This window comes from Hyunsoonleella rubra, from assembly GCF_042684665.1.
Lineage (GTDB): Bacteria > Bacteroidota > Bacteroidia > Flavobacteriales > Flavobacteriaceae > Jejuia > Jejuia rubra.
In genome coordinates this window covers 16854-39491 of the sequence record NZ_JBHULY010000003.1, presented here as the reverse complement: position 1 = coordinate 39491, position 22638 = coordinate 16854, and the positions used below count along the sequence as shown (strand labels likewise).

Sequence of the window (22638 nt, the reverse complement as noted above, 5' to 3'; positions counted from 1 at the left end):
GAATTCAGGCATCTGTTCAATCAGAACACTCCCAAAAACAAAACCCACCCTCAATCGAAATTAAGGATGGGAAAAAAATTGCTATGAAAAAGAAAAATTATCACTAATGTTAATTAGCGATAATCAAATATAGTTTTTTTTTCTCAACTAATAGCAAAACTATTAAGATAAGTTATTTTATGCACGAAAAATTATTCGAAATAAAGAAATTTCAGAATTCTTTTACATTATTCTCAGCTACGAAAACATATCCTTCACTTTTTCAAAAAAGGATTTATCCGAGCTTTCCGGTTTTGGCGAAAAGTGGTCGTCTTCCAGCATATTTTCGAAAAATTCACGTTGTTGCTTATTTAAAGTCTTTGGCGTCCAAACGTTAACATGCACCAACAAATCTCCTTTGCCATAGCCGTTGATACTTGGAATACCTTTGCCTCGCAAACGCAGTATTTTTCCTGATTGAACACCAGCTTCCACCTTAATCCGAACCTTACCGGTTACGGTATCAATCTCTTTTGAAGTCCCCAAAACGGCCTCTGGAAAACTTACATATAAATCATAATGCAGATTATCCCCTTCGCGCTGCAGGGCCTCGTGGTCCAATTCCTCAATGGCCACCAATAAATCACCAGAAATACCATTGCCAGGAGCTTCATTTCCTTTACCGGTGACTTTCAATTGCATGCCATCAACAACGCCTGCTGGAATCTTGATGGAAACTGTTTCCTCAGCCACCTTTAAGCCCTGAGCGTCAGCATCTGCAGGTTTCTTATCTATAGTCTGTCCTGCACCACCACAAACATTACATGGCGCCGAAGTTTGCATGCGTCCCAGAATGGTATTGGTAATGCGGGTAACCTGCCCTGTTCCATTACACGTAGAACAGGTTTTATAGGTAGTTCCCGGTGCCTGGACTTTGCGCTTTACTTTAATTTTCTTTTCCACGCCATTGGCAATTTCCTCCAAGGTCAATTTAACCCGGATACGAAGATTGCTCCCTTTAACACGACGTTGGCCTCCGCCCCCGCCGAAACCAGAAAATCCACCACCAAAAGCACCCCCAAAAATATCACCGAACTGGCTGAAAATATCATCCATATTCATACCTCCACCACCGAAACCGCCGGCTCCATCAAAGGCTTGGTGTCCAAATTGGTCGTATCGTGCTTTTTTATCAGGGTCACTCAAAACCTCATAAGCCTCTGCCGCTTCTTTAAATTTTGCTTCAGCCTCCTTATTGTCTGGATTTTTGTCCGGGTGAAACTCGATAGCTTTTTTCCTGTAAGCTTTCTTTATTTCACCAGCACTCGCACCCTTGCCAACTCCTAATACCTCGTAATAATCTCTTTTTGCCATGATGTTTTCTTATAAGCCTATTACCACTTTTGGATAACGGATAATTTTTTCGCCCAGCTTGTACCCTTTTTCAATAACGTCAATAATGTTGCCCTTCAAATCATCAGATGGTGCTGGAATTTGTGTTACAGCCTCGTGAATATCGGCATCAAAAGTATCTCCTTTTTCAATAGCGATGGCCTTCAGTCCTTTTTGCTCTAAAGTGGACAACAATTTTTTATAAATAAGCAATACGCCCTTTCTTAATTCCTCGGCCTCTTTATCTTCTTCAATATGCGTTAGGGCACGCTCAAAATCATCCAATACCGGCAACAAAGTTTTCATCACATCTTCACTTGCAGTAGCAAACAACTCCACACGCTCTCGAGATGTACGCTTTCTGTAGTTTTCAAACTCTGCAAAAAGCCTTAAATACTTATCCTTTTCCTGTTTAAGCTCGGCTTTCAACTTCTGTTCCGCAGTTAGTTCTTCCTTTTCGGAAGAGTTTTGTTCCTGCTCCTCAACTGCTACCGCTTCGTTTTCCAAGCCATTAACCTGCTCCTTTTCAATATCTTTCGCTTTACTCTTTTTAGCCATGATGTATCAATTTAATACTACTCTATTTCGGTTGGCAAAAGTACTGCCATTATTGCTAAAATGCCATATTGTCATCAAAAAAAATTCACACATTTTGTTTAATTTTTATTTTCTTTTGTGAAACAAATTGTTAGATTTGCATGTCTAACACTAAAAAACACTACAAAATGAAAAAGAATTTTCTAAATCTTCTTGGAATTTGCGCTATTGCCCTTGTGGTAGTAGGATGTAAAAATAAAGCTAAAGAAGCAGAGACATCGAATGCGGAAACAGTTGCCGAAGCTAAGGTTGAGGCTATAAAATATGTTGCTGATATCGACTCGTCAACTATAGAATGGAAAGGCTTCAAACCAACTGGAACGCACAACGGTACCATTAAATTGGACTCTGGGGTGCTGAAGGTAAATGAAGGCGCTATTGAAAGCGGATCCTTCCTTGTAAACATGAGCTCCATTACCGTTTTGGATTTACCAGCCGATGACAAAATGAACGCGAAGCTTACAGGGCACCTTAAAAGTGCAGACTTTTTTGATGCTGAAAATCATCCTAATGCCGCGTTTGAAGTTACTGGAATTGAAGAGTCTGAAGGCAAAACTATGCTTTCCGGGAATCTAACCATAAAAGGGATTAAGCAAAATATTACTTTCCCGGTTTCAGTTTCCCAAAATGGAGATATGTTGATACTGACTAGTGAGAGTTTCACTATTGACCGTTCAAAATGGGAGGTGAAATACGGATCTAAATCCTTCTTCGACAACTTAGGTGATAAATTTATCAATGACGATATCGAGCTAAAAGTAAATCTTACGGCTAAAAAAGCTTAATAGAGCGACTAACTCAAATATTTATTGAAGCCACCTCATTTTGGGGTGGTTTTTTTTTGTGAAAACTGACAAATGTAAGGCATTGGGGTTTTATTTCGTTTTAATTTTGTAGTCTAAACTAACAACTACAAAACCATGAAAGCAAAAATCGGTTTTATCTGCTTTGCCCAATTATTGTTACTGTTATCCTGCGTACAATACGATAAGGAAAAACACAAATCGCATTTGGCCAATGCACACTGGAGTTATTCTGGTGAAACCTCACCTGAAAACTGGGCTGAAATTGAGAAAAATTCAGACTGCGATGGCAACCATCAATCCCCTATAAATATTATCCATCGAAGGGCTGACTCCATCCAGATGTCCGATGAGTTGAAAATTCTATACTCCCCTAAAACACTTCTAAAAGAAGTTGAAAATAATGGACATTCCGTACAGTTTGATTTTGAGGCTGGTGACTCCATTAATTATAAAAACGAGACTTATTATTTGAAGCAAATCCATTTTCACGAACCATCAGAGCATAAAATAAATGGGTTAATTTATCCAATTGAAATGCATTTGGTGCATATCAGCAAAACAGGAAACATTACCGTTTTAGGATTGTTGGGAGAAGAAGGCGAAGAAAGCCAACTGTTCGAATTCTTTGAAAGCTTTTTGCCTTTAAAAAATGGCGAAATAAAGGATATCCATCAAAAAATTGATCTTTCCGGATTATTTTTAGAGAACAAACATTATTATTCCTACGGCGGTTCATTGACCACCCCTCCATGTAGCGAGGGTGTTAATTGGATTGTATTTAAGGAACCTATTGTTTTATCGGTGGAGGAGGTTATTAAATTGAGAAATAACATGCCCCTGAATAATTATAGAAATGAACAGCCTATAAATAACCGGTCAGTCAAATATTATTACTAGATTTCACCAATGAAGTATAAAGCAGTTATTTTTGACCTTGACGGTACGTTAGTAAATTCGATTTACGACATAGCCGACGCCATGAACATGGTACTTACAAAACGTAATTATGAAACCTTCGACTATGAGACTTACAAAACGTTTGTCGGTCATGGGGTACGGAGCCTAGTTGTCAAGGCAATTCCCGAAGCAGATGAACTTCTTATCGAGGAATGCCTTCATGATATGATGACAATATACAGCAGGAACTGCACCCATAAAACAGTGGCCTACGAAGGCACTCTGGAACTTTTACACACTCTAAACTCCAACGGCATTAAGCTAAGTGTATTATCCAACAAGGAAGATTCTTTGACCAAAAAAGTAGCTTCAAGCCTTCTTCCCAGTTACGTTTCACCAACTATTGGATTAAAAGAAGAGCATTTAAAAAAGCCCAACCCCAAAGTCTTATTGGAAATCTGTCGCTCACTTGGGGTTAATCCCTCAGAAAGCATATATTTAGGGGATACTTCTGTTGATATAAAAGTAGCCAAAAACGCCAAAATGCTTGCCGTTGGCGTAAGCTGGGGATTTAGGGCCAAAGAAGAGCTAATAGAAGCTGGAGCCGATTATATATTAGAAACACCTACAGATCTAATCAAAATATTAGAATAGATTTATTTCTTTTTAAATAAAATCAATTATTAGATACACACCTGTAACTTAAAATAGGAAACTAAAATTGTATTATTGTAGCATATTCGAGCTAACATTATGTATTTACTTATACTTCGTATTATTTAACTTATGATTGTTATGAAACCGGTAATGTGATGAATCTATTGCTAATCAAAATTTTATCCTATCAATTCCTGTCTATTGGGTTGCTAATGTTGTTAAGCAAAAAAGGAACTCAAAAAGGATTACGTTTTTTAGCGTTTTTTTTACTTTTTAAAGGTATAGCTTTACTGTCTTTTCAACTTGAAGGATTTATCAGAGTAAACCCCATATATAGTGTATTTTTTGAAACCTCTTTTTGGATTTATCCTCCTCTTATTTGGTTATACACACGTAAATTAATTTACGCTAGCAAACCAATACTTAGAAAAAAAATAATAATATATTTTATTCCTAGTTTTATATATATAACCTATTTATCGGTCAAGTTTATCTTATGGCAAAATAATATTACCAAGTATATTACAAAAACGGAAGACTATTTATTTGATATTGGCTATTACACTTTAATGTTCTTTTTTTTAATAAAATCTCTAATCGCCATAAAAGAAAAAAAGAGTTCCGCAGATTTTGTTAATGAATATCAATGGTTAAGAAATTTTTTAGTTGGATTCTTAATTGTATGGTGTGCTTTTGCTCTCAAAAATATTCTTGAAGCTATAGGATTTAATAAAGACGTACAAAATTCTATTTCAAATTTTGCGCTGGTATTACTCTTTATTTGTAGTAATCTTATTATTTGGTATGCGTTGAATATGCCAACAATATTCCAATTTCAAAAATATACCAAGAAAGCAAGTGGCTACAACCTATCAGATAAAGATTGCAAAAAATACACTTATGCCATAAAGCAATTTATGGAATCGAATAAACCATATTTGAATTCTGAAATTAACCTTGAACTCTTTTCTAAACAGATTGGAATTCACCAAAGGATTATTTCAAAAGTTATAAATTCTGCCTTTGATCAAAACTTCTTTGGTTTTATCAATTCATATCGTATTAAGGAAGCCAAAAAAGCATTAGAAAACCCAACAAATAACCAAACCATTTTAGAAATTTTATACGACGCAGGATATAACAATAAGTCTGTTTTTAATGCATCTTTTAAAAAAGAAACAGGACTAACCCCTACAGAATATCGCACAAGGTATAAATCTGATATTTTAAAAAAGCTTGAATTTTAAGGTTAACTAAAATTATACAAATAAAAACGTTCAACTTTATGTAATCTTACACTATTCAGTCGATACGGGAGTAAAAAAAAACTTCATTTGAAGATTCTTATCAATCTTTAAATATAATATCGATGAAAAAACATGTAATTCTTTTTTTACTTGCACTAAGTACAATAATAACAAATGCACAAAATAATTATTACGGACAAGAGCCTCCTGGGGAACTTGCCGAAATTTTTGCACCTTCATCTATTTCGTTAAATAATAGATTTGAACAAGATTCTCATTTTTCTCCTGACGCTAAACAGTTCAGCTTTACTGTTACTAATGATGCCTGGAATCAAGGGAAAATTTATATTAGCAATTTAGTTGATGATGCTTGGACAACACCCCAAGAAATTTCATTTCAAAATGCAACTAATGCATGGCATCCTTTTTTTGGTCCAGATTCTAATTCCCTATACTTTTCGGGCAGAGCTTCAGGTTCTGTAGATATTTATAAATCAATAAAAACAGCTACAGAATGGTCTTTAGCGACACCTCTAAATGGTCCTGTTAATTCATCTTCCAATGAATGGTATGTTACGTTAACCAACGACAATTCACTTTACTTTTCTAAAGATGGTGATATTTATTATTCTAAGCTTGTAGGTCAAGATTATCCAGAAATAGAAAAGTTACCTGCAACCATTAATTCACCTGGAAATGAATACGATCCTTTTATTGCACCAGATGGTTCGTATATGATATATTGTTCCACTAAACCGGGTGGGTTTGGCAGTACAGATATGTATATATCATACTGGCTTAGCTCATGTGCTTGGAGCGAAGGTGTGAATTTAGGAGACAAAATCAACTCTGAATTTCATGATTTTTCTCCAACGGTTACACCCGATGGAAAGAATATAATGTTTACTAGACGTGATAGTAATACGAGTTCCGATATTTATTGGGCTTCTATTGAGAACATCATAAAATCTCATCCAGACACTTTAGCATTAGAAGAATTAGAAACCGTTTATCTTGATTTTGAAAGTACTGTGGCAGAAAAAAAAGCATCTGAACATCTTGCATTATACTTAAATAATAACGTAAATGTTAACATTCTAGTTAAATCAAATGAATCATTTAGTCTTTTTGAAAGTCATGCATTAAGGTGGTCTAGAAGTTTTTCAAGACCATCGCCTTATCGAGTAGATATATCAGAAACTGAATTTGAATTGCATGGTAATGTAGCTTTATCCATTGCTCGATTTGACGAGTTTATAAACAATGTAAACGAAGGGTTTGGAATAGATTTATTTTTATACACAAAAACGAATAACGGATGGAAATACGCCACATTAAACAACACTTATGTTGATTTAAATGATAACTTTGATTACTCTACATTACCCATATCAAATACGCCGTTAGAACGCTTAAACGATGCCATGCTAATGCTTAATCTTGATAACGACACAGGTTTTCTTGAGCTATTCTCTAATGCCAACGCGCCATGTTTTTTAATTAACAGTCCACTAAACACAGATGAATCTTTAGAATATACTGTAAACGATTTTGTTAATCTTTATTTTTCAAAAAACTATAATCTTTCACTAGAAATAGATAATTCTGAATTTGAATTTTTTGATGATTTTCTAGCTAAATCTATTTCTAACTTTTCACTAAAATCTAATAATGAAACTTTTGCAGAAGGTAAGTTAGTAGCTACTTACGTTACAACACCAAGTGCTGGTTGGAAACTTAGTGCTCTTGTTTTTTCTGTCAATGGAGAGTTAGGAGCATCTAATCCTTTATCTGTTAAAACTTCGAGAATAGATAATAAAACCCTTAAGATTCATCCTAATCCAGCAAAAAAAAACTTTAAAATAGATATAGGTATATCTGATTTTAACCCTGTCAAAATTGAACTAATAGACATAGTTGGAAGAATACAAACTTTGCATAAAAGTTCAAATGCAAAAAACAATCTTTCTTTTGAGTATAACGTGAGTAATTTAAAGAGTGGCGTCTATTTTGTTCGCATTAATTTTGGAGCAGATACTATTACTAAAAAGCTTGTGATTGCTAATTAAACCTAACATGCTTATTTCCAATAGGATATAATTTTGTTTTAGAAAAAACTTATGATAGAATTGTATTTTCTATCTTGACTCACAAAAAAAGACCTTCCTAAAGGTCTTTTTTTATGAGTTTAAATTTTGGTTTAAAAAAATAGTTTTTTAAATAACTACTATTTATTTCAAATACTCCAAAACATTTTTCTCTATGCGCTCTTGAATATTACTTACATCTGCTTTAACAAATGTTTCGCCTGTAATATTCTCATAAAGCTCTATATAACGCTCACTAACAGTTTCTATATACTCATCACTCATGAATGGTACTGTTTGTCCTTCCAAGCCTTGAAAATCGTTTGCAATGAGCCATTGGCGTACAAACTCTTTAGAAAGTTGTTTTTGAGCTTCACCCTTATCTTGACGTTCTTGATATCCGTCGGCATAGAAATAACGTGAAGAATCTGGTGTGTGTATTTCGTCAATTAAAACAATTTTGCCGTCCTTAGTTTTTCCAAATTCATACTTGGTATCTACCAATATTAAACCTCTTGAGTCTGCAATTTCTGAACCTCTCTGAAATAATTTACGTGTGTAATCCTCTAAAATTATATAATCTTCTTCTGAAACTATACCTTTTGCAAGTATGTCTTCTCTGGAGATATCCTCATCATGGTCGCCCATTTCTGCTTTGGTGGCTGGCGTAATAATAGGCTCTGGAAAGGCATCATTTTCTTTCATACCTTCTGGCATTGGCACCCCACAAAGCATACGCTTTCCTACTTTATACTCTCGTGCCGCATGACCAGACATATAGCCACGGATTACCATTTCTACCTTAAAAGGCTCACATAAATGACCCACGGCCACATTGGGGTCCGGGGTTGCGGTTAACCAATTTGGCACTAAATCTTCCGTTGCCGCCATCATTTTAGTCGCTATCTGGTTTAGGATTTGACCTTTATAAGGAATCCCTTTTGGCATTACCACATCGAATGCCGAAAGGCGGTCCGTTGCTATCATGACCAGTTGCTCGTCATTAATGTTATAAACTTCCCGAACTTTTCCCTTATAGACGTTTTTTTGTCCCGGAAAGTTGAAATTGGTATCGGTTATGGTGTTGTTTTTTTCTGCCACGTTTAAATTTTTATCTCGCGCAAAGGTGCGAAGGCGCAAAGCTTAATAATCTGTTTTTTTATCTCCCCGTTGGGGTAATGCCTGAAGGACAATGGCGCTTTTTACTCTCTATTTTCTATACTTTTATATGCCGCAATAATTTTCTTTACTAATTTATGACGAATCACATCTTTATCGTCCAAAAATACGATGCCAACTCCATCTACATTCTTCAAAATTAATAGCGCTTCCTTTAAACCTGAAATCGTCCTGCGCGGCAAATCGATTTGTCCGGGGTCGCCCGTCAACAAAAACTTGGCATTTTTCCCCATCCGGGTTAAAAACATCTTCATTTGGGCATGGGTGGTGTTTTGCCCCTCATCTAAAATCACAAAAGCATTGTCCAAAGTACGCCCACGCATAAAGGCCAATGGTGCAATTTGAATGGTACCTTTTTCAATATAATTTGCCAATTTTTCAGGTGCAATCATATCCCTCAAAGCGTCATACAGCGGTTGCATGTAGGGGTCTAGTTTCTCCTTTAAATCCCCAGGCAAAAACCCAAGATTCTCACCTGCCTCTACCGCAGGACGAGTTAAAATAATACGTTTTACTTCCTTGTTTTTTAATGCCTGAACTGCCAAAGCCACCCCAGTATAAGTTTTCCCAGTTCCGGCAGGACCAATGGCAAACACCATGTCGTTTTTGCGCATCAGTTCCACTAATTTCCGCTGGTTTACGGTTTGGGCCTTTATCAAGCGACCTCCTACACCGTGTACGATAACCTCTCCACTTTGTTGAGAAGTTTTATAATCTTCGCTACTTTGGCTTGTCAAAACCCGTTCTATAACATTTTCATCCAGCTTGTTATATTTTCCAAAGTGTTTTAGCAACATCGCAATGCGCCTATCAAACTCCTCAAGCAACTCTTCGTCACCAAAGGCCTTTATTTTATTGCCACGCGCTACAATTTTTAACTTAGGGAAATACTTTTTAAGAAGTTCAATATTCGCATTTTGCGACCCAAAAAATTCTTTTGGACTTATTTCTTCAAGTTCAATAATAATTTCGTTCAAAAGTATGTTATTAGTTTAATGGTTTACAGGTTAATAAATTGAAATGATTTATTAGCTTTGCTAAACTGTTTTAATGCATCCAAAAATACATAAATTTGGGTGAGCCAACATTAAAAACATATCAACAATTTTTTGCCCATGGCTATCATCACATTAACTACCGATTTCGGTGAAAAAGACCATTTTACTGGGGCTACCAAAGGTGCCATATTCAGTGAACTGCCCGATGTGAATATTGTTGATATCTCACATGGCGTTTCGCCGTTTAACATACCAGAAGCGGCATATATTATTCAAAACGCATACAGTAGCTTCCCAAAAGGGACGATCCATATTATTGGTATTGACGCTGAACTCAACCCTGAGAACAAGCATATTGCCATTGAGCTGGACGACCACTATTTTATATGTGCCAACAACGGCATCATGAGTATGATTTGTTCGGAAATTGCACCACGGAAAATTGTGGAAATCAATATCCACGATAAAATTCAGAGCAGTTTTCCTGTTTTGGACGTTTTTGTAAAAGTAGCTTGCCATATTGCCCGTGGCGGAACTTTGGAGGTGATTGGCAAACCGATCAACAACATCAAGCCTATCAATAATTTGAAGCCTTATGTGAATGAGGACAAGACCAAAATTATCGGTCGGGTGATTTACATTGATGCCTATGGTAATGTGGTGACCAACATCAGAAGGTCCTTTTTCGAAACGATTCAAAAAGGCCGTAAATTTGAAATTACCGCACGCCAATACAAGTTCAAAACCATTTATAAAAAGTACAGCGATTTTATCAATTTTGACATACCAAAGGAAAAACGTCAAGACGAGGGCAAAGGCCTAGTTGTATTTAATTCAGGAGGGTTTTTGGAAATTGCGATGTATAAAAGCGATTCTAAAAAACACGGTAGTGCCGCTACGCTGATGGGGCTACAAATCCGCGACGCTATTGGCATTGATTTCATTACGGTTCCCGTTGTGCCACAAAAAGAGGACGTATTTTAAAATAGAATTTTATGCTGGTACGAATCGTAAAAATGAGCTTTGAGGCACAGTCCATAGAAACATTCCTGAATATTTTTGAAAGCAGTAAAACTAAGATTAGAGGTTTTGAAGGCTGTGAGTTTTTGGAGCTTTACAGAGACAAAACTAACCCCAATATTTTTTTTACTTATAGCTATTGGAATGACGAAAGCGATTTGGAACGTTATCGAAACTCAGAGTTATTTAAATCTGTTTGGGACCAAACCAAAGCACTTTTTAATGCGAAACCTGAGGCTTGGAGCGTGGATAAATTGGAAACGATGAAGTAGGCAGTCGCAGTCGCAGTCGCAGTCGCAGTCGCAGTCGCAGTAAAAGAAATACTATTTTTTTAAATTAGCCGACCTGAATGAAAGACTTAACAACATAGTATTACAAAATTCAAAACCGAAACCTGGAACTAAAAACTTGAAACCATAAACCTTCCCGATGCTGTCCATCCTAAAAAAAGAAATCAATACATTTTTTGCCTCCCCTATCGGATATCTGGTCATAGCCATATTTTTGGTTTTGAACGGACTGTTTCTTTGGGTCTTTAAAGGAGATTTTAACATCCTAGATTATGGGTTTGCGGATCTGTCGGCATTCTTTTTATTATCGCCTTGGATTTTATTATTTCTGATTCCAGCAGTAACTATGCGCAGTTTTTCGGATGAAAAAAAACAGGGCACTTTGGAACTGTTACTGACCAAACCTATTTCGAAAACCCAGATTGTTTTAGGAAAATATTTTGGAGCTTTTATCCTGATTATTATGGCTTTGTTGCCAACCCTCTTGTATGCCTACTCGGTACATCAGCTCGGGGACCCAGTTGGTAATTTAGATTTGGGCAGTACTTTTGGCTCCTTTTTTGGCCTGATTTTGTTGGCCGGGGCTTACACTGCCATAGGAGTTTTTGGTTCGACCTTATCGAATAACCAAATAGTCGCATTTATCATTTCTGTTTTTCTTTGTATTTTGTTTTTTATTGGATTTGAAGGCCTTACCGATTTTACTTCAAGTACTACTATAGTTCAGTTCGGCATGAATTATCATTATAAAAGTATGAGCCGTGGCGTGATTGACACTCGGGACATTCTTTATTTTTTAAGCGTTATTGTCTTTTTTGTATACGTTACCAAACTCAACCTAAACAACCATAAGCAATGATTTTTACGCCTAAGTTTATTATCGCTTTCTGTATTATATTCATTGCTGTTTGGATATTTGCAACAACTATAGATAAACGTAAATGGGTAAGTTTTTTGATTAGTGTCGTAGGTGCACCTATCTTCTACTTTTATATTTTTTACCCGTTAATAAATATCTTTTTTAGTTTTCATCACCAGAAATATTTTGATACGCAGGCATGGGAGGACAAACCAGCCTTGCGTTATGAAATGAGCGGTAATTTGCTCGACGAAAAGATGCTCATTGGTAAATCTAAAAACGAAGTTGAATCTCTTTTAGGGGAAAGTGAATGGTTTGGCTGGGATGATACTTTGAAAGGCAATACCCCTGAAATATGGAATTACAATTTAGGTTTCAAGCCCGGAGCTTTTAATACGTCACAGGAGTGCTTAAAAATTGTTTTTAAGAGCGGCAAGATAATCGAGGTAGAACAATACCAAATTGAAAAAAAGCTTGAGTAAATTGATAAAACATATTGGCATTGCGGGTATTGTAGTATTGATGGTAAATTTTATGGGACATCAGTTTTACAAGCGTTTCGATCTTACCAAAGACCAACGTTATACCCTAAGCACTTCTGCAAAAGAAATTGCAAACCTGGCCGAATCACCCCTTGTAATTGATGTGTTTTTAAAAGGCGAAGAATTCCCATCGGAATTCAGACGGCTTCAAAATGAAACACGCCAAATACTTGAAGAGTTTGCGGATGTTAACTCCAATATTATTTTTGACTTTATCAACCCATTAGAGGATGAAAATTCAAGGCAACAAACCATTCAGGTGATGACCCAAAGAGGATTGATTCCCATGCAGTTGGAAGTAAAAGAAAATGGAAAATCCTCGCGGGAAGTTATCTTTCCATGGGCTTTGGCAAGCTACAATAATCAGACTGTAATTATTCCTTTGGTAAAAACCAAAATTGGATTATCTCAGCAAGAACTGGTTAGCAACTCGGTGCAACATTTGGAATATGCCTTTGCCGATGGATTTAAAAAATTGCTTACTTCAAAAGCCAAGAAAATTGCAGTGTTAAAAGGGAATGCACAACTGGATGACAAATACATTGCCGACTTTGCCAAAACTTTGGGAGAATACTATTTTATAGCACCTTTCACCTTGGATAGCGTTGGCTCCAATCCTCAAAAAACTTTGAAGGAGCTATCAGAATTTGACCTCCTCATTTCCTGTAAACCCACAGAGGCCTTTTCCGAAGAAGAAAAATTTACTTTAGATCAATACACCATGCATGGAGGGAAAAGCCTTTGGCTAATCGATGCCGTGGCCATAGAAAAGGACAGCCTTTATAACGATGCCGGTAAAAACTATGCAGTCGCCAGAGATTTAAACCTCACGGATTTTTTCTTCAATTATGGTGTGCGCATAAATCCAGTCATGGCTACCACGCCCTATTCTGCGCCTATCACCCTGGCCATTGGTGGCGGTAGTGATTCGCAATTTCAGCATTTACAATGGCCGTATTCGCCATTGGCAAATTCCGGAAACAACCACCCCATTACAAATAATTTAAATTTGGTACGTTTTGATTTTGCAAATGCAATTGATACACTTAAAAACAACACAAAAAAGACCATTCTTTTAGAAACAGCACCTATTTCAAGGGCTGAAGGCACACCTCGGGAAATTAGTTTGGATTTAGTGACCAAACCCATCGACCCTAAAACCTTTAAAAACGAAACCCAAACACTTGCTGTACTATTGGAAGGTGAATTTAAATCAGCCTTTACAAACATTGTAAAACCCTTCAAAATTGAGAATGGCAGAGACAAAAGTGCAGATACCAAAATGATCTTAATTGCTGATGGCGACCTGATTAAAAACGATGTGGTGCGCAATCAACCACAGGAACTTGGCTTTGATAGATGGACTGGAAAACAATACGGCAACAAAGAATTTCTGCTTAATGCGGTGAATTACCTTTTAGATGATAATGGACTTATAAACATTCGTTCCAAGGAAATTGAAGTTGCCTTTCTAAATCAGGAAAAAATCGCCTCTGAAAAAACGTACTGGAGGCTCCTAAACATTGGACTACCAATAGCTTTGCTGGCCCTTTTCGGGTTCGCTTTCAACTACTTCAGAAAGAAAAAATACGCTGCCTAACTGTTGATAAGTTTCTTTCCTAATATTGACCGATTGGGATATATTTGTAGATAGCGATTTTCAAAACTAAACGCATTTATTTATAATGAAATTTATAGTATCAAGTACTTATTTGTTAAAGCAATTACAGGTTTTGGGCGGTGTGATCAACAGTTCAAACACATTACCTATTTTGGACAACTTTTTGTTTGAATTGGACAACTCCAAACTTACGGTTTCCGCTAGCGACTTGGAAACCACCATGTCCTCCACCCTAGACGTGGAAAGCGACAGTGAAGGCAGTGTGGCTATTCCTGCGCGTTTGTTGCTTGATACCTTAAAAACCTTTCCGGAGCAACCCTTGACGTTTGTGGTTGAGGACAACAACACGGTTGAAATCAGCTCCAACCATGGAAAATATGCCTTGGCCTATGCGAGTGGTGAGGAATTTCCGAAAGCTGTGGCTTTAGAAGACCCAAGTAAAACTGTGATTTTAGGAGACATTTTGGCCACGGCTATCAGCAAAACCATTTTTGCCGCAGGAAATGACGATTTACGACCGGTAATGAGCGGTGTGTTTTTTCAATTTTCTACGGAAGGTTTGACTTTTGTGGCTACAGATGCCCATAAATTGGTAAAATACACCAGAGAGGACGTAAATGCCAGCCAAGTTGCCGAATTTATCATGCCGAAAAAACCTTTGAATTTGTTGAAGGGTATTTTAGCAGGCAGTGAGGACGAAGTGACGATTGAGTATAACGACTCCAACGCGAAATTTACTTTTGAAAACTCTGAATTGATTTGCCGTTTGATTGATGGGAAATATCCAAATTATGAGGCTGTTATCCCTAAGGAAAACCCTAATAAGCTTTCGATTGACAGAAATCAATTTTTGAATTCCGTACGTCGTGTTAGTATTTTCTCAAATAAAACGACCCATCAAATACGTTTGAAAATCGCAGGTGCAGAATTAAACATCTCCGCCGAGGATGTGGATTACAGTAACAAAGCCGAAGAGCGTTTAACCTGTGATTACCAAGGTGATGATATGCAGATAGGATTTAACTCCCGCTTTTTAACCGAAATGCTGGGCAATTTAAGTTCAGATGACGTCAGTTTGGAAATGAGTATGCCTAACCGTGCCGGTATTTTAACACCCGTGGATGGTTTGGATGATGGGGAGCAGATTACGATGTTGGTGATGCCCGTGATGTTGAATAATTAAAGCGTTCGCATTGAAATGGGAATTACAAAAAATGAAAACAGCAACCATCCCTGGTTGCTGTTTTTTTTTGAGCCAAAAAACTTTACGGTTAAGGTACAGGCCCCAATGTCAGGTTAAATTGCCCTCTCTAATAAAGTAGATGGAATTTACAATTCTCCATAAACGACCATCAACCACCTTGGAATTCTTTATGAAAAATAATACATTGCAAATGTAAGGGATTAAACAGCAGCTGTATAGCCACAATCCAAGGCTATGCACGTATTTAAACACATCAAAAATCACAAAACAATGAAGGAAAGGCAGTTAGGGCGTAACGGGTTTCAAATAAGTGAAATAGGGCTAGGGTGCTGGCAATTGGGTGGCGATTGGGGCAATAAAATCAATAAAAAACAGGCACGTCAAATTCTTGATAAAGCTGTTACTAATGGCATTAATTTTTTTGATACTGCTGATGTTTATGGAGATGGAAGAAGTGAAAAATTAATAGGAGAATTTTTTAAAGAATCGAAGGCCGACGTAAAAATTGCAACAAAGTTTGGGCGCAGTGCCAATGTATTTCCAAACAATTATAGCGAGCGAGCACTTAGGGATTCTGTGGATGCTTCTCGAAAACGCCTCTATAAAGACTGTATTGACCTGTTGCAGCTACATTGCATACCAATAGAGGAGTTAAAAAAAGGTGCCATTTTTAATTGGCTAAGAACCTTGAAAAAAGAAGGTAAAATTCTTCATTTTGGAGCTAGCGTGGAGAGCGTTGAGCAAGGATTAATTTGCCTTGAACAAGAGGGAATTCAATCACTTCAAGTGATTTATAATATTTTCAGGCAAAAATTGACCCATGAATTGTTGCCTCATGCCTATGAAAAAGGTGTTGGAATTATTGTTCGCTTACCAATGGCTAGTGGATTACTTTCTGGTAAATTTACAACCCAAACACAGTTCGCCGAAACTGATCATCGAAATTTCAACCGAGATGGAGAAGCCTTTAATGTAGGCGAAACCTTTGCCGGACTTCCGTTCCAAATTGGGGTACAACTGTCTGATGAATTAAAGACCTTTTGTCCTGAAAATTTATCATTGGCAGAAATGTCTTTACGTTGGATATTGGACCATAAAGCGGTAACAACCGTTATTCCCGGAGCAAGCTCATCAAAACAGGTCGTACAAAATTCAAAAGCCAGTAATTTGCCGTCACTTTCTGACCAGCTGATGCATCGATTAGAGGAATTTTATCATGAAAAAATCCATGTTAATATTAGAGGTATTTACTAATAATCGAGAACCTGGGCTATAGGGCAAAAGCATTGAAACATTTACTAAATTGAAGTTGGCGCTCAGGCTTGAGCCATCCTGAAAAAGGCAACCCATTACTCGTCAAAAAGCCTTACTAAAAAGGTCATATGGAATAAGGCGGCAATACAATTCTATCCCGCCTCTATACTTTAGCCAGACTGTTAAATTTCGCTGTGCTGACATTAATTACGGCCAGAAAACATTTCCTGCCTTTTGTAGCCTGAAGGTGGCTCAAAATCGGCCGGGTCGAGAGATCTGCGACTGGCGCTTCTTAGTGTAGATTCACCTTCTAGTGAACCTGTATCTTCATCAAATTCCCGCGTAACTACGGGGAAACCGTCCAAATCGTTCATGAAATTTATGTCTTCAAATCCACCCTGGCCTCCAGGCATATCGCTGAAGTTATCCTTTAATCTTTCATAAAATGCACTCATGGCCTCAAATACCTGCCGAGCCTCGTCACCTCCATCAATATTATTCCATTGGGTAACCCACATTTCTCTCGTTTTCTTACCATTTATATGCACCTCATATTTCACGCAAGGATATCCCATTTTGGTGCCTTTTTCGCCAGTTTTGGTCAATTCGGGTTTGGTTACGGACGGTGTCATTCCCGGAATTGTAGTGCCATGCTCCTTCTGCATTTTTTCTATCATATCGTGTTGTTCCTTGGTCAGGCCCTTCATGGCTTCCTTCATCATTTTTTTGGACTGATCCATGCCTCCCATAATGGACTCTAATGTAGCATCGTCCATTACATAGTAGCCTTTAGAATCGTCGTCCACAATAATCATTTCGCCATTTTTCCCTCTATCGCCACGAAAAATCATTTGCCCCTTGCCTCTGCCATCGGCCCCTGCAGGAATTCCGATTTTTAAATTTTCCCCTCCAATGGACGCCTCCATAACATCAACCTTTGGCGGTGCTTGTTCGTGATCCTTTACCTCTATTTCAAATACTACCCCAGGCATCAAAACTACTTTTGATGCCGTTTCAGTGCTTGGCATAAAGGCGGTTAAACCTAATAAAAAGAGTGTTGCCAAAAACTTTACGGACAACTTTGATGATGTGCGATTTAAAAATGATTTCGCGTTTAATTTTTGTATTGTTTTCATGATGAATAGCTATAATATTTTCATTATCAGAAAGATACTAAAATAAATATTTCATTTGTTGTAAATATTCGTCGTATGAAGTAATTTACTTGCAGTACTTTGCGTAAATAGAAAATGAAAAGAACCAAAATAATCAATGCCTTCCTAATTGGATTTTTTGCAGGCATCATCATTTATAGCGTTGCTAAAAACACTTGGGGATTTCTTACCTTGATCCCGTTGTTTTTTATCTATAAATTGGTGAACGGCCCAAAAAAATAGAATTAAGATACTTTTACCTAATTAACTTAAGGATAGATATGCCACATCATCATCCCGGATTATACTTGCGTGAAAAGTATCAGCCTATTGATTTGCAAGAAGACACTGCTTTCGGGCCACAAGCAGATGTTGGCAAATAAACCCGCGTTAGGGATTGTACTTCGACAGGCTCAGCAACCACAAAGGAAAACCCACAGCGCCCCATTAAAAGGGCGCGAGGAATTGGAACGAAAAGCCCGACCCGATAGGGTAACGCCCAAATATTGAAAACTAAAAACGCCCACCAAAGGCGAGCGTCCTATTTTATCTCATACTAACAAAACTAACTAATAAAATTAAGAGATAAAGACTGTTTTTAATTTTTAGTGACTATCCATTAGTTTATAAAATTGATGGACAGTGGATATGTTGGGGTATCGCCATTACTGGCTTTTATGGCATTGATTATAGGAAACACTACTGAAATAATGCCCAGCACTACAAAACCCAGTAGGCCGAGGCCGAACAAAAGGATAAGCGGGATACACAACAGGCAGTACACAATTAAACTTAACTGGAAGTTTAAAATGTTTTTACCGTGTGCGTCCATTTGATATACTTTTTCTTTTTGGGTGACCCACAAAATTAGCGGCACGATTAAACTGCCGAAACCGGTGACCAATGAAATCAGTTGGCTTAAATGGGTAATAACTATTAGTTGATTATCTTGTCTCATGATGGTTGTTTTTGATTGACACCTATTTGACGCACCAATTCCAAAAATGTTACAAGCTGGAAAAAATTTCAATACTTTTTATGGATTGCTCTTTTTGCACCTGCCCATCCCCCTCTGGTAATGCTCTTCAAACCAATCTGGTTTTTCCAATTCGTGGTCATACATATATTCGGCAATGGCTTTGATATCCTCATAGGCATATCCCATCTTTACCATAATACCAAAGCGTTGAACGGCTCCATACATTTTGGCTTTTTCTTCACTTGGGTTTTTAACCCAGTTCTGCATATCCTTTACAAAGTCTTCCTTTCGGGTGTTTTTTGTGATATAACGCCTTTTTATGGCTACCATTGGCGGCGCCAAACGTTTGTCTTCGGGCGTTGTGGCATCATGGCAGGCATAGCAATACATTTTCATTAGCTTCTCTCCCTGGTGATCTTGAATTTCCTGTTGATGGACTACTGCAGTTGGTTCATACGTTTGTTTTTTCGATTCTTTGCAATTGAAAAGAACCAAAATACTGATAAAAAAAATGGTGAATTTCATTGTTTATAGATTTAGGTAATTTACATTATTCAACATTGGTCATCACTAAAAATGGAAAATTAAAATTGTAGGCAATCTGCTCTTCGGGGTAGGTTTTTAGCAAACGCTCAAAAAAGGAATGCTGTTTTTTTACCATGCCCAACATTTTAAAGTTGTTCAAGTACATATATTCCGTAATTGCACTAACTATATCTTTATCTTCTGCATCAATATATTCGTGTCTGGCATCACTAAAATGTTCATCAAAGAAAGCTAAATTGATGGATTGCTTACTAGCTATACTATGCTTATCTGCCAAATGTAAAATAGTAAGATTGGCATCGTGTTTCTTCAAAATCGACTTCATAGCCAAAAGGGTTTCGCTATTATACAAAGCAATATGATTGGCAGTAAATGCCACTTTGCGCAAGCCTTCGTACCTACAGTTTTTGGGGATGGCCAAAATGGGCGTTTTGCAACGATTGATCACATGTACAGTATTACTCCCAAATAGTATTCTATCCAAACCAGTGGCGCCTTTAGTACCCATCACTATCAAATCGATTTGGTGTTTTTCCACTGCTTGATTAATGGCATCAACAAAATTGTCATAATCCACAATGGAAAAAAAATGATGCCTTTTGTTAGGGTTTTTCTGTTGCTGTGTCGTTATAATATTTTCAATTGATTTTTTGGCTGCATCCACCAAAGTCTTATAAATAGTGGCCGAAGAATCCACCACCAACATGTCGTCCGAAATAAAGGATGAAGCTTTTTGCACATTTAAAAGGTAAAAATTACAAGGTTGGTCTTGGAACATTGCAACTGCATATTCAATGGCATTCAATGAATTGCTAGAGAAATCCGTGGGTAGTAATATTGCTTTCATGACCTGAGAATTTGATAGTATCTAAAGTTAGAGCCTTACAAACATTTAAACTATGACAATTGTCACATTGAAATCAAGCCAATAAAAGAAACAAAAATATTAGTTGAAAATGATATTGCATCGTATTTTCGGCACAATAAATGATTAACTGTTCGTTATAAACTCTAAATCAAGTTTTATGAAGCGAATTTTTTTGGCGCTCTTCTTTTTGGCCACATTAGCTCTTCAAGCACAAAACAATGCCATTGCATCAGGTGAAAAACTGGTATACACTGCATCTTATAATATGTCAGGGATTTTGAATGACATTGCCCAAGTGACCATGGAAACCAGCAATATCAAAACCTCTAAAGCCACTTTGCTCCGTCTTAAATGCACAGCGGCTACGTTTAGCAAATGGGACAACTTTTTTAAGATTAGGGATTTATACGAAAGCTACGTAAACCCCAAAACCCTAACACCGTATTTATATAAACGTGATATTAACGAGGGCGGTTATTCTAAAGCGATGAAATACACCTTTAGCCACAAAACCAAAACTGTAAAATCGGTGCAGACCAAACGAAATAACTGGGTGGAAAACAAAACAGTAAATATCAATTCAGGCACTAAAGACATTGTTTCTACGCTATACAACATTCGCTTATTTGACTACGAAACCATGCAGATTGGAGACAAAAAGACCTTTACAATTCTTTTTGACCGAAAGGAAACTAAGGCTCAAATCACCTATTTGGGGAAAGAAACTATCAATACAGCCATTGGACAAAAAACCTGCTACAAACTGGCAGTAAGTAGTAACGAGTCTGACGTTCTTAAAGGCAACAGGGATAATTTAGTATGGCTGACGGCAGATGCCAACAAAATTATGGTGTACGGAAAGTTTGAAATTCCCGTAGGCAATGGTGAACTTAAGATTAAATCCGCCTCTGGCTTAAAACATTAATAGACTGACATTATGAGACAATTATTTACAATTCTGGCACTGATTACCTCAATTTTGGCCATCATTTTATCGGTTCTGCCTGTTTCCAATTTGGCTATTTTCCCAGCAGTGGCTGCCCTAGTTTTTGGGCTACTGGCGTTTTATTTTTCTAAGAAGACTGGAAGAGTAAAAAAAATCATTCAATTTACATTTTTCCTCACGATAATTGCACTTGCCCTCACAACCTACAAATCCATTTTCACAAAGACCGAAATGGGAAATACCGAGGCTCTGGTTGAAAAAGAAGAAACCTCCAAAGAAGAAGCTATTGAGGAATTGGAAGAACTTGAGCTGGACGATATTAATCTTGATGAGTAGTCTCTTTTTTACACTTTTTCATATCTTTGCGTCGTTTTAAAATGAAACGAGCATAAGTTTTCATTGGCCCAAATCCGGACAATTGCGAGTTACATGTGACTAAAACTGACTACACATGAAGACCTTTAGCATTTTATTCCTATTATCACTTGTTGGTACATGTGCGTCCCCTCGGTATTCCGAAAGGGTAGAAAATATTAAAAATAATATTACCCTAATAGACAGTGCTGAAGTAGAACGTTATTCTGAAACTATTACTGCGGATGAATTAAAACGATTGCTCTACAGTTTTGCTTCGGAAGAATTTCAAGGTAGAAAAACTGGAGAACCAGGGCAAAGACAAGCCTCAGAATTTTTGAAATCCTATTATATCGACCAAGGTATTAAATCTCCCTTTGGTGGGGACAACTACTTCCAAGGTATTTCGAAATCCTATTTTCCCGATGACATTGGCGCCTCAGAGAATGTTCTAGCCTATATTGAAGGCTCGGAAAAACCAAACGAAATATTAGTCTTATCCGCACATCTGGATCATGAAGGCATCGAAGATGGAGAAGTTTTTTATGGCGCAGACGATAATGGTTCTGGAACTGTGGTACTCCTAGAAATTGCCGAAGCGTTTAAAATAGCCTATAAAAATGGGCATCCACCAAAGCGAAGTATTTTATTTACACATTTTACTGCCGAAGAACTGGGCAAACTTGGCTCTGAGTATTATGTTCAAAATCCTGTCTTCCCCTTGGAAAATACTATCGCTAACTTAAATATTGACATGATCGGGAGAAGCGACGAAAGACATGCCGACAACAAGGACTATATATATGTAATTGGTTCTGACAGACATAGCAAAGAACTACATTTTACTTCTGAAGCTATACGCGACACATATGTAGATATTGATTTGGATTATAAATATAATGCTTTAAACGACAGAAATCATTATTATTCAAGATCAGACCACTACAATTTTGCAAGAGAAGGCGTTCCAGTAATCTTCTATTTTAGTGGAGAACATGAAGATTATGGTAAGTCCACGGACACTCCTGACAAGATTGATTACGAGTTACTTACTAAACGTGCCAAACTTATTTTTGCAACCGCATGGCAGATTGCAAATCAAGAACAAAGAGTGGTTCTTGATGAAAATAACGTATTTTTGAATTAAATAAGATTTACCAAA

23 protein-coding genes are annotated in these 22638 nt (G+C 37.1%); 15 read left to right on the top strand and 8 right to left on the bottom strand.

The window, feature by feature from the left end:
* Nucleotides 1–237 precede the first annotated feature (237 nt).
* Together dnaJ and ACFSR8_RS00740 are read right to left on the bottom strand one after the other, a co-directional pair.
* Nucleotides 238–1353: a molecular chaperone DnaJ gene (dnaJ, locus tag ACFSR8_RS00745; RefSeq protein WP_380288046.1), complete on the bottom strand. Its 1116-nt coding sequence runs from the start codon at nt 1351–1353 to the stop codon at nt 238–240.
* A gap of 9 nt (nt 1354–1362) precedes the next feature.
* Nucleotides 1363–1929: a nucleotide exchange factor GrpE gene (locus ACFSR8_RS00740; RefSeq protein ID WP_380288044.1), complete on the bottom strand. Its 567-nt coding sequence runs from the start codon at nt 1927–1929 to the stop codon at nt 1363–1365.
* A gap of 167 nt (nt 1930–2096) precedes the next feature.
* On the opposite strand from ACFSR8_RS00740, the gene ACFSR8_RS00735 reads away from it, so the two are divergent.
* The 5 genes from ACFSR8_RS00735 to ACFSR8_RS00715 all read left to right on the top strand — a co-directional run bounded on the left by ACFSR8_RS00735 (nt 2097) and on the right by ACFSR8_RS00715 (nt 7644).
* Nucleotides 2097–2753, top strand: a complete 657-nt coding sequence (locus ACFSR8_RS00735; RefSeq protein WP_380288042.1) for a YceI family protein — start codon at nt 2097–2099, stop codon at nt 2751–2753.
* 135 nt (nt 2754–2888) lie between these two features.
* Nucleotides 2889–3671 (top strand): carbonic anhydrase, encoded by a 783-nt coding sequence (locus ACFSR8_RS00730; protein ID WP_380288040.1) that lies wholly within the window; start codon nt 2889–2891, stop codon nt 3669–3671.
* A gap of 9 nt (nt 3672–3680) precedes the next feature.
* Entirely contained in the window at nt 3681–4325 is a 645-nt protein-coding gene (locus tag ACFSR8_RS00725) for an HAD family hydrolase (protein ID WP_380288038.1), read from the top strand.
* A gap of 158 nt (nt 4326–4483) precedes the next feature.
* On the top strand, nt 4484–5575 hold the full coding sequence (locus ACFSR8_RS00720) for a helix-turn-helix domain-containing protein (protein WP_380288036.1): 1092 nt from the start codon (nt 4484–4486) through the stop codon (nt 5573–5575).
* A 122-nt stretch (nt 5576–5697) separates the two neighbouring features.
* Nucleotides 5698–7644 carry a T9SS type A sorting domain-containing protein gene (locus tag ACFSR8_RS00715; RefSeq protein ID WP_380288034.1) on the top strand — a complete coding sequence of 649 codons (1947 nt, stop codon included), beginning with the start codon at nt 5698–5700 and terminating at the stop codon, nt 7642–7644.
* Between the two features lie 162 nt (nt 7645–7806).
* Here ACFSR8_RS00715 and ACFSR8_RS00710 read toward each other — a convergent pair whose 3' ends face one another.
* Both ACFSR8_RS00710 and ACFSR8_RS00705 read right to left on the bottom strand, forming a co-directional pair.
* The gene (locus ACFSR8_RS00710) at nt 7807–8763 is read right to left on the bottom strand and encodes a phosphoribosylaminoimidazolesuccinocarboxamide synthase (RefSeq protein ID WP_380288032.1); all 957 of its coding nucleotides are present in this window, start codon (nt 8761–8763) and stop codon (nt 7807–7809) included.
* A 101-nt stretch (nt 8764–8864) separates the two neighbouring features.
* Complete coding sequence (locus ACFSR8_RS00705) at nt 8865–9818, bottom strand: PhoH family protein (protein WP_380288028.1); 954 nt, start codon at nt 9816–9818, stop codon at nt 8865–8867.
* Between the two features lie 138 nt (nt 9819–9956).
* On the opposite strand from ACFSR8_RS00705, the gene ACFSR8_RS00700 reads away from it, so the two are divergent.
* From ACFSR8_RS00700 to ACFSR8_RS00670, 7 genes are all read left to right on the top strand, one after another.
* Nucleotides 9957–10823, top strand: a complete 867-nt coding sequence (locus ACFSR8_RS00700) for an SAM hydrolase/SAM-dependent halogenase family protein (RefSeq protein ID WP_380288025.1) — start codon at nt 9957–9959, stop codon at nt 10821–10823.
* Between the two features lie 11 nt (nt 10824–10834).
* A complete protein-coding gene (locus ACFSR8_RS00695; protein WP_380288023.1) occupies nt 10835–11131 on the top strand; it encodes a putative quinol monooxygenase in 297 nt (98 codons plus the stop codon).
* A 157-nt stretch (nt 11132–11288) separates the two neighbouring features.
* Nucleotides 11289–12008, top strand: a complete 720-nt coding sequence (gene gldF, locus ACFSR8_RS00690; protein WP_380288021.1) for a gliding motility-associated ABC transporter permease subunit GldF — start codon at nt 11289–11291, stop codon at nt 12006–12008.
* Nucleotides 12005–12490, top strand: coding sequence for a hypothetical protein (locus ACFSR8_RS00685; protein WP_380288019.1), 486 nt, complete (start codon nt 12005–12007; stop codon nt 12488–12490). Before gldF ends, ACFSR8_RS00685 begins: the two co-directional genes overlap by 4 nt.
* Nucleotides 12483–14150, top strand: coding sequence for a gliding motility-associated ABC transporter substrate-binding protein GldG (gene gldG, locus ACFSR8_RS00680; RefSeq protein ID WP_380288017.1), 1668 nt, complete (start codon nt 12483–12485; stop codon nt 14148–14150). Before ACFSR8_RS00685 ends, gldG begins: the two co-directional genes overlap by 8 nt.
* Before the next feature lie 85 nt (nt 14151–14235).
* The gene (gene dnaN / locus ACFSR8_RS00675; protein WP_380288015.1) at nt 14236–15354 is read left to right on the top strand and encodes a DNA polymerase III subunit beta; all 1119 of its coding nucleotides are present in this window, start codon (nt 14236–14238) and stop codon (nt 15352–15354) included.
* Between the two features lie 255 nt (nt 15355–15609).
* A complete protein-coding gene (locus tag ACFSR8_RS00670) occupies nt 15610–16629 on the top strand; it encodes an aldo/keto reductase (RefSeq protein WP_380288013.1) in 1020 nt (339 codons plus the stop codon).
* Between the two features lie 203 nt (nt 16630–16832).
* Here the strand turns inward: ACFSR8_RS00670 and ACFSR8_RS00665 are convergent, their stop codons facing one another.
* The 4 genes from ACFSR8_RS00665 to ACFSR8_RS00650 all read right to left on the bottom strand — a co-directional run bounded on the left by ACFSR8_RS00665 (nt 16833) and on the right by ACFSR8_RS00650 (nt 20155).
* The gene (locus ACFSR8_RS00665; protein ID WP_380288011.1) at nt 16833–17765 is read right to left on the bottom strand and encodes a hypothetical protein; all 933 of its coding nucleotides are present in this window, start codon (nt 17763–17765) and stop codon (nt 16833–16835) included.
* 637 nt (nt 17766–18402) lie between these two features.
* Nucleotides 18403–18741 (bottom strand): DUF4870 domain-containing protein, encoded by a 339-nt coding sequence (locus tag ACFSR8_RS00660; RefSeq protein WP_380288009.1) that lies wholly within the window; start codon nt 18739–18741, stop codon nt 18403–18405.
* A 78-nt stretch (nt 18742–18819) separates the two neighbouring features.
* The gene (locus ACFSR8_RS00655) at nt 18820–19287 is read right to left on the bottom strand and encodes a c-type cytochrome (RefSeq protein ID WP_380288007.1); all 468 of its coding nucleotides are present in this window, start codon (nt 19285–19287) and stop codon (nt 18820–18822) included.
* 25 nt (nt 19288–19312) lie between these two features.
* Nucleotides 19313–20155, bottom strand: a complete 843-nt coding sequence (locus ACFSR8_RS00650; protein WP_380288005.1) for a universal stress protein — start codon at nt 20153–20155, stop codon at nt 19313–19315.
* 178 nt (nt 20156–20333) lie between these two features.
* On the opposite strand from ACFSR8_RS00650, the gene ACFSR8_RS00645 reads away from it, so the two are divergent.
* The 3 genes from ACFSR8_RS00645 to ACFSR8_RS00635 all read left to right on the top strand — a co-directional run bounded on the left by ACFSR8_RS00645 (nt 20334) and on the right by ACFSR8_RS00635 (nt 22623).
* Entirely contained in the window at nt 20334–21101 is a 768-nt protein-coding gene (locus ACFSR8_RS00645; protein ID WP_380288003.1) for a DUF3108 domain-containing protein, read from the top strand.
* Nucleotides 21102–21113: 12 nt separating this feature from the next.
* Complete coding sequence (locus tag ACFSR8_RS00640) at nt 21114–21458, top strand: FUSC family protein (protein WP_380288001.1); 345 nt, start codon at nt 21114–21116, stop codon at nt 21456–21458.
* A gap of 115 nt (nt 21459–21573) precedes the next feature.
* Complete coding sequence (locus ACFSR8_RS00635; protein WP_380287999.1) at nt 21574–22623, top strand: M28 family peptidase; 1050 nt, start codon at nt 21574–21576, stop codon at nt 22621–22623.
* Nucleotides 22624–22638 lie beyond the last annotated feature (15 nt).

Excerpts from the sequence above, each read along its gene's own strand:
- ACFSR8_RS00740 (WP_380288044.1), bottom strand. The coding sequence starts at position 1,929 with ATGGCTAAAAAGAGTAAAGCGAAAGATATTGAAAAGGAGCAGGTTAAT.
- ACFSR8_RS00665 (WP_380288011.1), bottom strand. The coding sequence starts at position 17,765 with ATGAAAACAATACAAAAATTAAACGCGAAATCATTTTTAAATCGCACA.
- ACFSR8_RS00640 (WP_380288001.1), top strand. The coding sequence starts at position 21,114 with ATGAGACAATTATTTACAATTCTGGCACTGATTACCTCAATTTTGGCC.
- gldF (WP_380288021.1), top strand. The coding sequence starts at position 11,289 with ATGCTGTCCATCCTAAAAAAAGAAATCAATACATTTTTTGCCTCCCCT.
- ACFSR8_RS00730 (WP_380288040.1), top strand. The coding sequence starts at position 2,889 with ATGAAAGCAAAAATCGGTTTTATCTGCTTTGCCCAATTATTGTTACTG.
- ACFSR8_RS00725 (WP_380288038.1), top strand. The coding sequence starts at position 3,681 with ATGAAGTATAAAGCAGTTATTTTTGACCTTGACGGTACGTTAGTAAAT.
- ACFSR8_RS00715 (WP_380288034.1), top strand. The coding sequence starts at position 5,698 with ATGAAAAAACATGTAATTCTTTTTTTACTTGCACTAAGTACAATAATA.
- ACFSR8_RS00650 (WP_380288005.1), bottom strand. The coding sequence starts at position 20,155 with ATGAAAGCAATATTACTACCCACGGATTTCTCTAGCAATTCATTGAAT.
- ACFSR8_RS00645 (WP_380288003.1), top strand. The coding sequence starts at position 20,334 with ATGAAGCGAATTTTTTTGGCGCTCTTCTTTTTGGCCACATTAGCTCTT.
- dnaN (WP_380288015.1), top strand. The coding sequence starts at position 14,236 with ATGAAATTTATAGTATCAAGTACTTATTTGTTAAAGCAATTACAGGTT.
- ACFSR8_RS00635 (WP_380287999.1), top strand. The coding sequence starts at position 21,574 with ATGAAGACCTTTAGCATTTTATTCCTATTATCACTTGTTGGTACATGT.
- ACFSR8_RS00655 (WP_380288007.1), bottom strand. The coding sequence starts at position 19,287 with ATGAAATTCACCATTTTTTTTATCAGTATTTTGGTTCTTTTCAATTGC.
- ACFSR8_RS00735 (WP_380288042.1), top strand. The coding sequence starts at position 2,097 with ATGAAAAAGAATTTTCTAAATCTTCTTGGAATTTGCGCTATTGCCCTT.
- ACFSR8_RS00670 (WP_380288013.1), top strand. The coding sequence starts at position 15,610 with ATGCACGTATTTAAACACATCAAAAATCACAAAACAATGAAGGAAAGG.
- ACFSR8_RS00685 (WP_380288019.1), top strand. The coding sequence starts at position 12,005 with ATGATTTTTACGCCTAAGTTTATTATCGCTTTCTGTATTATATTCATT.
- ACFSR8_RS00695 (WP_380288023.1), top strand. The coding sequence starts at position 10,835 with ATGCTGGTACGAATCGTAAAAATGAGCTTTGAGGCACAGTCCATAGAA.
- dnaJ (WP_380288046.1), bottom strand. The coding sequence starts at position 1,353 with ATGGCAAAAAGAGATTATTACGAGGTATTAGGAGTTGGCAAGGGTGCG.
- ACFSR8_RS00720 (WP_380288036.1), top strand. The coding sequence starts at position 4,484 with ATGAATCTATTGCTAATCAAAATTTTATCCTATCAATTCCTGTCTATT.
- ACFSR8_RS00700 (WP_380288025.1), top strand. The coding sequence starts at position 9,957 with ATGGCTATCATCACATTAACTACCGATTTCGGTGAAAAAGACCATTTT.
- ACFSR8_RS00660 (WP_380288009.1), bottom strand. The coding sequence starts at position 18,741 with ATGAGACAAGATAATCAACTAATAGTTATTACCCATTTAAGCCAACTG.